Origin of the sequence: Candidatus Hydrogenedens sp., assembly GCA_035378955.1 — a bacterium.
GTDB lineage: Bacteria > Hydrogenedentota > Hydrogenedentia > Hydrogenedentales > Hydrogenedentaceae > Hydrogenedens.
On record DAOSUS010000034.1, the window covers coordinates 23,517 to 33,123 of the forward strand.

Below are 9,607 nucleotides of genomic sequence, written 5' to 3' on the forward strand. Positions count from 1 at the left end.
ATTACTGATTGGCTTTTTCATATAACTGGACACTGTCCAAAACATTAATCCCCTTCTTTTGTAATGCCTTTATAGCAAGGTCAGGCTGGTCAAATCGAAAAACAATAACGGCTTTATCATCACTACGGAAGGTAAATGCATACATATATTCGATATTCAATCCTTCATTTTCAATTACTTCGAGTATTTTGGCAAGACCACCGGGTTTATCTTCAACTTCAGTAGCAACTACTTCGGTGATATTAACAATAAATCCTTCTTTTTCAAGAACCTCTTTTGCTTTTTTCCAATCTTGAATAATAAGTCGCAGAATTCCAAATTGTTGAGTATCGGCAAGGGATAAAGTAAGTATATTTATATTATTTTTTGCTAATACTTTACAGGGTTCACTAATTCTACCGGGTTTGTTTTCTAAAAACATGGAAATTTGTTGTATTTTCATATATGAACTCCATCATATTAAGTTAAGTTTATTTATTCATTATAAAAATCATATTTTTCTTAAATCCACTACGCGTTTGGCTTTGCCTTCACTTCGCGGTATTGAATGAGGTTCTACAAGACGAACATTAGCCCGAATATTAATGATTCTTTCAATAGATTGCACAAATTTTTCTTGAAGTTTCTCCATTTCAGCGATACGGTCACTAAACATTTCACTTGTAACTTCAATTAGAATTTCCATCTGGTCTAATCCGTGTTCACGAGTCAATTTTATCTGGTAGTGAGGTGTAGAGCCTTCTACTGCAAGTAAGGCCGTTTCTATCTGACTTGGGAATACATTAACCCCTCGAATGATGAACATATCGTCACTTCTACGGGAAATTTTCTTTATTTTTCGTATAGTTCTACCACAGGGGCAAGGTTCATTGTAAAAGGCAGTTATGTCTCTTGTCCTGTAACGAATCATGGGCATGGCTTTTTTACTGAGGGTTGTAAATACCAATTCACCTTCTTCACCATCAGGTAAGGGCTTTAATGTTTCAGGATCTATAATTTCAGGATAAAAATGGTCTTCAAAAATATGTAATCCGTTTTGGCAAATACACTCATTACCGACGCCGGGTCCAATAATTTCCGAAAGTCCATAAATATCAAATGCCTTTATATTTGCTTCCCTTTCTATATATTGTCTCATGGCTTCACTCCAGGGTTCTGCACCGAATATTCCGATTCGGAGAGGCAATGATTTTAGATCAATGCCTAATTCTCCAGCCCTTTCGATGATATGAACAAAATAACTTGGGGTGCAACATATAACGGTTACATTGAAATCTTTCATAATCATGATTTGACGGTCGGTATTCCCCCCTGAAATAGGGATAACCGTGGCTCCCAAAGATTCTGCACCATAATGGAAGCCTAATCCACCTGTAAATAATCCGTATCCATAGGCATTCTGAACAATATCTCCACGGTCTACACCACAAGCGGCTAAACTTCGAACCATAACATTGCACCATACATCAATATCTTCTTTTGTATATGCTACTACGATAGGTTTGCCTGTAGTCCCGCTGGATGCATGAAGTCGTACAATTTCAGGCATAGGACTTGCAAAAAGACCAAAGGGATAAGTATCCCTTAAATCTGTTTTGACTGTAAAAGGTAATAATTCTATATCCTTTATGGAACGGATATGTTCTGGTTTTACCTTATTTTCGTCCATTCGTTGTCGGTAAAATGGAACATTTTCATAAACCCGCTGAACCATCTTTTGTAATCGGTGTAATTGAATTTCTTCAAGAAAATTTCGGGGTAAGTAATCTACAGAACTGATAGGATTAAATTTACTCCCTGCATCGTGCCAAAAAGAACTCATACTGCAAATCCTTATACTACAAAAAATTTAAAACTTTTTATTTAATAAAAACATGAGATAGTATAATGAGAATACTTATTGTCAGTCAAAAACATGATAAAAAAGGAAGAATAATGAAAGTAAAGAAGAATCAATTTTATTTATTGTTTTTTTGCTTATTATTTGGGTTAATACTTGTGTTACCAGATATACATGCAGAAACAAGTCGTCGTTCTATAGCCTCTCTTTCCACCGATTTATATGAAGTCCATCTATTTAAGAATGGAACAATCAAAGTTTTTTTTGCAAATGATTTAGAAGTTCTATCTTTAGATAGCCCTTCTGTTATGTATGCAGATTCTGATGAAATTGTGCCGTTAAAACTTTCCGGTTTAAATTGGTATAAGGAACCTGTTTCTAACCCGATGGGTGATGGAATAGGTCTGTATGTGCAAGGGAAAAATCTTACATGGGTGGTAGAAGTATATCCGGGAAAACCTTTTTTTACAATTAGGTACCAATACATCAACAATTCAAAAAAAGAGCAGAAAATAAGGTCGTTAATATCAGCACAAGGAATATTAAGTCAATATAGAAAAGAAGAAATTGATAATAATTCTGTAGTTTGCCTTGGAAATGGAAATATATTTGAATCCATGATGGATTATCCTCAATGGGTAAACGGCTTTGACTTGAAATCACAATGGAATCTGGTTTTGTATGACCGTAAAAGAGGGCAGTCATTACTGGCAGGTTTTTTAACTTGTGATAAAGCCTACGGACAAATTACCCTTACTAAGGACGAGAAAAAAAAGACAGTCTTGATAAAATCGGAAAGTGTTTTTGATGCTCCTGTTCAACTTTCGACAGGCAAAACATTGAATGCAGAAGTAATGTATTTCTCCTTAGGTGAGCAAAATCCACATCTCTGTTTGGAACGATATGGGAGGGCTATTGCAGTGATGAATAAATTAAACAAAAATAATGCTTTTTTGCCTCATGGCTGGGATAGTTGGAGCACGGGTCTTAATAAGGATATTAACGAGAAAGTAATCATGGATAATATCCAATTTGTGGACACTCATCTTAAAAGATATGGTTGGAATCAGATTGCTATTGATGCAGGTTGGGAGCGAGGTCCTGCAGATTGGGAGCCACACCCCGAAAAATTTCCTCACGGATTAAAACCGATAGTAGATGAGTTGCATAATCGAGGTATGAAAGCAGGGTTATGGATAGACCTATTTACAGTACCTGAAAATTCAAAGTTGGCTAAAGAACGTCCCGATTGGTTGATTTCCCCAGACGCACGAGGTAAATTATTATTAGGAAGTGATAAAAAGATTTTAGATGTTACTATTCCTGAAGCGTATAATTACACACGGGATATATGTAAAAGAATTACCAATGAATGGGGTTTTGATGGACTTGTAGAAGCCGATTTTGTTTATCATTTGTTGTTAGGAGAAAAATATAAAGATGAAAATTTAACCAAACTGCAGGTATTAAGAAAAGGGTTGGAATCTATTCGTGAAGGAATGGGGAATGAAAAATTTCTTATGACAATGCTCCCTATTAATGTTTCGGGAATGTATGCAGATGGAATCCGAATTGGTTTAGATAATAAGCCTTTATGGTCGTCACCAACTCTTTCTGGAAATTGGGGTTGTGTAGAGTCTCTCAATAATTTTGCTCGCCGATATTATTTGTTTCCTCATTTAGGAGCTCCTGACCAGGATTGTGTTTTTTTAGGTAATACAGAAAGCAATAAGAGGTGGAATATCTCCGATGATAAAAAATTAACACAATCTCAAGTAATAGCATGGATTACCGGTACCGCATTGACAGGTGGAGTTTTTAAAATAGGGGAGGAGTTTACAAAACTATCCCCCAATCAAGTCAATATATTAAAAAAAGTAATTCCAAAATCAACACAATCTGCTCGCCCCATAGATTTGTTTGATAATCCATATCCTCAAATATGGTCTTTACCTGTCTCAGGACCTATATTGGGTGCAAACATTGTTGCTGTTTTTAATTGGGATAAAGAAAAAAACACAAAAGTATCTGTTTTCTTGGAGCAACTGGGATTGGATGGAAATCAACTATATACATTATATGATTTTTGGAATGAAACTTTTGTCGGTGTTATACAAAACGCCTTTATTGTAGATTTGCCCCCTGCTTCTGCATCTTTGTATGGTATTCGCCTTTTAGAAAAGAACCCTATGTTTGTTGCCTCAAATCACCATATTACACAGGGTATTTTTGACATGGAAGAATTAAAATACTTGCCAGCGCAAAAAGAAATGACAGGTATGATGGAGGTAATTGAAGACACGGAATATAAATTAACATTTTTTGACCCGGAAAGAAGAAAAGTTAGGATAGAAGAAGTCAATGTGCCTGATGTCTCATTGGAACAAAAGGAAGGTATTATAACAATTCAGTTTGTTACCCCAAAGGATGTAAATAGAGTAAAATGGAGTATGATTTTTGAATAAAAATATTAAAAAGAGGGTATTCTTTATGTTTAATAAATCTCAAAATTGGGTTGAAAAGAAAATAAATGAATATTGTCAAAAATCTCAAGAATGTGTGAATTTTGGGATGAAAGTACTTACGGGCTGTATTGGTGCGACAGATTGTGAAAATTGGAAAGAAACCACATTGGAGGTTCATAAAGCAGAAAGCAAGGCAGATGATTTGCGAAGGGAAATAGAATATTTTATATATGAACGCTCTCTATTTCCTGAATCAAGAGGGGATATCCTATCACTACTTGAAATCCTTGACCGAATACCCAACCAAGTCCAGCAAACTGTTAAGATGATTGTCGAACAACAAATTCATATACCGGAAATATTGAAAAGCGAAATCAATTCTATATCTACTATTACACAAAAATGTGTAGATATCACAATACAGGGAGTTGAAATGCTATTTTCAAATTTTCGTGAAGTGCTTGAAATTTTAGGTCAGATTGATGCGATGGAAAGTGAAGTAGATAAAATACAATCGGATGCTATTACAAAGGTATTTCAATCCGATATAGAACCGTTTAGGAAAATTTTATTGCGTGATTTGATAAACTCCATAAGTGAAGTAACAAATCATGCAGAGAAAGTGGGGGACTTTATGAGAATTATGATAGTAAAAAGGATGATGTAATGGGAATATTGTTGATTATTATCACATCAGCCCTGTTAGGTTTGACTTTGGGAGGAAATGATGCCGGGAATGTATTTAGAACAGCCGTAGCAACGCGATTTGTTCGTTTTCGAACAGCCGGTTTATTAACTTTTTTCTTTGTTATTGTAGGTGCCGTATTACAGGGTAGTAAGGGAATAGATACATTAAGTGGAATTACAACACAGAATATAAATACATCTATATTAGTAGGATTGGTGGTAAGTTTTGTGGGGTTTATTCTAACTATGTTAGGACAGCCTATAAGTCTTTCTCAGGCTGTTGTTGGAGGGCTTATTGGTTTGGGTTTGACGCAAAATGAAGTCCAATGGAAAATGTTATGGAAGGTATTGATTTGTTGGTTGCTTACACCTTTGGGGGCGGGTATCATTGCGATTATTTGCTATAAAATAATGCTTGTTTCTCTTTCTCATATTAAAGTGGGGATACTTACAAGAGAAACATATATTAGAAGAGGATTGATTATATCGGGCATTATTGGTGCTTATGCATTAGGAGCAAATAATGTGGCAAATACGGTAGGAATGTTTGCAGGGACTATGAAAGATGTTTCAAATACAGAGTTGGCATTATTAGGCGGTTTTTTTATAGGTACAGGGGTTTTACTTTTTAGTAAATCCGTAATGATGAATATAGGTAAAGGCATAGTACTTTTGGATGGATTTTCAGCACTGATTGTAGTTTTATCTTCGGGGATTACAGTATATATTTTTTCATTAGTAGGGGTACCTGTAAGTACAACACAGGCTGTTGTTGGAGCCATTGTCGGAGTTGGGATTTATCATGGAGTTCATACCTTACAATTTAAGGTTATAAAAGATATTCTGTTAAGTTGGCTTGTTGCTCCTATAGCCAGTCTTATTCTTACCTCCGCAGGTTATGCTATTTTCCTGAACAAATAAATTTTTTGTGAAAAAATTAGATTTAAATGTTATAATATATCAAGAAATAAGGAAGTGTAATTATGGATACAATAAATATTAATCCACAAGTAGGGTTGAAAACAGCCCAAATAAGTATGGAATATTACGCAAAAATCCTGAATATGCGGAAAAGTGTTATGCAGCAACAAGGGGATATGGCTATTAAACTAATACAATCCGCAACGCTTCCTCCAACACAAGGGCAAAAGTTGGATATAAAAGTTTAAACCAATTTCAATTTTTTACCAGCGAATATCTATAATAACTTTCTCATTTTCAAGAATAATAATAGGTTGTCTTAATAAAATTGTTATTAAGTTCGTTTTGTATTGTTCATCTTGTTGAATTATACCTATTTTTTCGGTAATTGGTATATACCTATCTCCTTTAACCAGAGTCATACTCATTTGATTAAATCTTAACTTTTCCGCAGGAAGACTGATTTTTGATAGTTCCAATTTTCCATAATGAGGTGCTATTGTGATAGTCGTTTTACGGGGACTGCTATTAAACTCAAACATTCCCCATGATGTCCCTGTAGAGAAGAAGAAAGAAGAGGGGTTCTCTCTTACTCGAGGAGTTATTTTGACTTTTCCGTTGTCAAAATTAAATCCAGAACCTGCAATAAGCATTGAATATGCAGACATTGCACGGGCATAATGTCCACCACATTCAATTTCACTCCATGGATTTTTACGATTTCCTTGATAACGAGAACGAGCACCGGTAACTATTTCTATTGCCTTATCCCAATCCTTTTCAAAAATACAAAGTCCTGCTACCTCATATTCCATGCCTGTCCATATTTCATCACAATAGAGGATTGGTGATTCGGGTCTTCCCCCTTTAGGCCAGGAACAGATTAGCATACCCGGTTCATCATCTTCTGCAAAACGGCGCGGTACCTGAACATGGTCATAAAAATTTTTCCGCCAGTTATTTTTGTAAATAGAATCGAGTGTTGTTTTGATATAGGGTTCGGGGAATAAATATCCAAGTCCTAAAATATGAGCCCACCATTGACCTAATAATTGGTCTGAGTGACACCCAGGCCCATAACAATTCGTTTGATTATAAACTTCCGGTCCAACATCAGGAGCATCAAATACATTAATAAAATATTCTCCATTCCAACAAGTTTCCATATATTTCTTCATACCTGATTCGTATCGCTTCTGACATTCGGAAATCAGGTTTGGGTCAGGAGAGCCTAATTCTTTTAACATGATTTCCATTGCCTTTAATGTAGCAAGATATAAAGTACCAATAAATGTATTTGAGCCATAAATGTGCGTATCATAGGTATTAGGTTGCTCACCGCGAATAATTCCTTCTCCCGTCGGGTCATGTTTTTCTAAGATGTGTTGGAAAACTTTTATAGCATTATTCCAGATAGGTTCCAGCCATTTTTTATCTAAGGAAATTTTATATTCACGATATAACTTTAAAAGGGTTCCTAATTCCCCATCTAAAGCATGGTGTTGAGGACCGCCGATTTCGTTTTTCAATTGAGGTTCTGATGGCGGAACTATAAAACGATGGGGAATGTAAAATTCTTGTTTATCCACCATATAGAATAATTCTTGATAGCGTATTCTTTGTTCTAATTTGGGGAATAAAAACGGAAGTACTTGAGCATAATTGTATACATGAGTGCAATTCATAGGGCAACAGTTATCCGTGCCTTCAAAACCGCCAACTGTTCCATCTTCTAAATATATATAAATAGGAGTATGAAGTGTGGCAATATTTGCCGAAATGGCTTCTAATAATACAGGGGAAAGTGTAGAGGAGAAAAAATCTTTGTGAAACTGGGATGTCCGACTTAATAAGTAAGAAAAATTGTCTATGCAATAATTGGTTATCTCCATAGCATTCTTAAAGTAATTGTTATAGTAATTCCCTAAACGATAGTCATATCGCAAGAGGGGAAGTGTCCAATAATACTGATTTCCACGAGTTCGATTAGGGAAATACCAGGATAAAACGAAAGTAATTACTTCTTTTTCGCCGGGGGATAATTCAAATGGATATGCAATTGTTCCGTTCCATGTATAACCAGGGTCACTGGGTTCTGTGCTCTCTGATTGTGGTAAATTTCCATTTTTTGAAAAACATTGCCAGAAATAATTGAAATCGCTCCATTGCGAACATGTTTGAGGCTCATTTTTCCCCGATGTTTTTAGAGAAAAAACCATATTTCCCCATAGTGGATGTAAAGAGTCAAGTCCCTTGTTATAAGTATAAGGAACATTTGTTATTAATCCAATTAAAGATGCAATCCAGGCCCTCTTATATTCAGATGAAATCCAATCGGTTATTTTCCCGTTACACCATACAACAGAGCCTTTACCTATTTTCTTCTTGATAATTAAAGGTATACCAGTATCTGTTTTTAGCAATACTTCACTTTGCTTTATAGAGATATTGGGTGTTGTTTTATAGATGTTATTAATATCTAATAGAAAATCTTTTAAATTAGGGAATGATTCTCCTAACTTTACTTGATATTTGTTATTTACCCAATTTCCTTTTTTGGAAGCAACAGGTAGCCATGTTTGCAATGTCTTATATGAATTCTTGTCTATAGGATAATCATTGGTAAATATTATCTCATCTATTAAAATATGTCCCCAACCATCGGAAGCGTTATCCACAATTTCAATATGTGCTTTTTTACCTATATATTCTGAAACATTCCATATAACTTTCTTTAAAGTTTCAGAGTTTGAGCCTGTAGATGATAATATTTTTCTTCCATCAACAATAAGGGCGATATAGGAATTTTCAGGGTTATTTCCTCCTCCAATACGGAAATGGATAAATGAGTGTTGAATAGTAAATTCCTTAGATATAGCCGTTCCTGTTTTTTTATCGTCGCCATTGTAAGAATTTATAAAGTATTTCCCCTCATAACCGACAATATCTGTTTGGGAAGGAAATGTTCCATCAGCGGGTTTGTCACCAAAAGCGTCACCTGTGATTGTCCATAAGTTATATGTTCCAGATTCAAAATTGTCAAATATATGAGTTTTTTTAAGGTTCTTTTTGGCTCTATTTATTGCAACTAACCAATCAAAAACAGAGTTTGTGTCTCCACTAACAATCAAATGAGCCCCATCTTGTATTCTTTCATTAAGTTTCTTTATGGTATCTGATGATAAAACTTTATCAGAAGGACCTAACCAATAAACACAGGGATTGCTTGTGTTCTGGTCATCACTTGGATTGATATTTTCTTGATAATTTATGTGAACTCCTCGCAAAAATCGTAATGGTTGTGCACAGTCATATAAATTGGTATATAACTGAATATCCTCTTTAAACTCCTCTTTGCCAGTAGAAGTTATACCCATATCAATAGATGTTGTATCTATTTCCTTTTGAGTCGTATTGAAGTTGTATCCTAATTCGGGATGATGTATCGCATAAATTTGTTTTCCACCTTTTGTATATGTAGCACTTAATAATTCTCCATAACCATCCCAGCCTATAATATTGGGAATAGTCCCTGCTAAAGAACCTTTAATATTTTTTGTTCCATTATTTTTTAATGTAAAAGTGAAAAATATAACAGGTAATGATGAATTCTTTTCGTCTAACGGAATAAATGGTGAGAAACATTCCATAGAGAGGTCCAGATTAGGAGAAAAATCTCCAAAAATAAGTTTCG

7 protein-coding genes are annotated in these 9,607 nt (G+C 34.9%); 4 read left to right on the forward strand and 3 right to left on the reverse strand.

The window, feature by feature from the left end; genetic code table 11:
• Position 1: 1 nt before the first annotated feature.
• Both PLA12_08420 and PLA12_08425 read right to left on the reverse strand, forming a co-directional pair.
• Positions 2-442 carry an ACT domain-containing protein gene (locus PLA12_08420; GenBank protein HOQ32524.1) on the reverse strand — a complete coding sequence of 147 codons (441 nt, stop codon included), beginning with the start codon at positions 440-442 and terminating at the stop codon, positions 2-4.
• Positions 443-490: 48 nt separating this feature from the next.
• Entirely contained in the window at positions 491-1,822 is a 1,332-nt protein-coding gene (locus PLA12_08425; protein ID HOQ32525.1) for a phenylacetate--CoA ligase, read from the reverse strand.
• Between the two features lie 113 nt (positions 1,823-1,935).
• Here PLA12_08425 and PLA12_08430 point away from each other — a divergent pair, with 113 nt between their 5' ends.
• The 4 genes from PLA12_08430 to PLA12_08445 all read left to right on the forward strand — a co-directional run bounded on the left by PLA12_08430 (position 1,936) and on the right by PLA12_08445 (position 6,161).
• A complete protein-coding gene (locus tag PLA12_08430; protein HOQ32526.1) occupies positions 1,936-4,305 on the forward strand; it encodes an alpha-galactosidase in 2,370 nt (789 codons plus the stop codon).
• Between the two features lie 25 nt (positions 4,306-4,330).
• Positions 4,331-4,972, forward strand: coding sequence for a DUF47 family protein (locus PLA12_08435; protein HOQ32527.1), 642 nt, complete (start codon positions 4,331-4,333; stop codon positions 4,970-4,972).
• Positions 4,972-5,913: an inorganic phosphate transporter gene (locus PLA12_08440; GenBank protein HOQ32528.1), complete on the forward strand. Its 942-nt coding sequence runs from the start codon at positions 4,972-4,974 to the stop codon at positions 5,911-5,913. Before PLA12_08435 ends, PLA12_08440 begins: the two co-directional genes overlap by 1 nt.
• 62 nt (positions 5,914-5,975) lie before the next feature.
• Positions 5,976-6,161, forward strand: coding sequence for a hypothetical protein (locus PLA12_08445; protein ID HOQ32529.1), 186 nt, complete (start codon positions 5,976-5,978; stop codon positions 6,159-6,161).
• A gap of 15 nt (positions 6,162-6,176) precedes the next feature.
• Here PLA12_08445 and PLA12_08450 read toward each other — a convergent pair.
• The coding region (locus PLA12_08450; protein ID HOQ32530.1) for a GH116 family glycosyl hydrolase at positions 6,177-9,607 on the reverse strand (3,431 nt) is incomplete at its 5' end.

Coding starts and splice junctions, on each gene's coding strand:
- PLA12_08430 (HOQ32526.1), top strand. CDS start 1,936: ATGAAAGTAAAGAAGAATCAATTTTATTTATTGTTTTTTTGCTTATTA.
- PLA12_08435 (HOQ32527.1), top strand. CDS start 4,331: ATGTTTAATAAATCTCAAAATTGGGTTGAAAAGAAAATAAATGAATAT.
- PLA12_08440 (HOQ32528.1), top strand. CDS start 4,972: ATGGGAATATTGTTGATTATTATCACATCAGCCCTGTTAGGTTTGACT.
- PLA12_08425 (HOQ32525.1), bottom strand. CDS start 1,822: ATGAGTTCTTTTTGGCACGATGCAGGGAGTAAATTTAATCCTATCAGT.
- PLA12_08420 (HOQ32524.1), bottom strand. CDS start 442: ATGAAAATACAACAAATTTCCATGTTTTTAGAAAACAAACCCGGTAGA.
- PLA12_08445 (HOQ32529.1), top strand. CDS start 5,976: ATGGATACAATAAATATTAATCCACAAGTAGGGTTGAAAACAGCCCAA.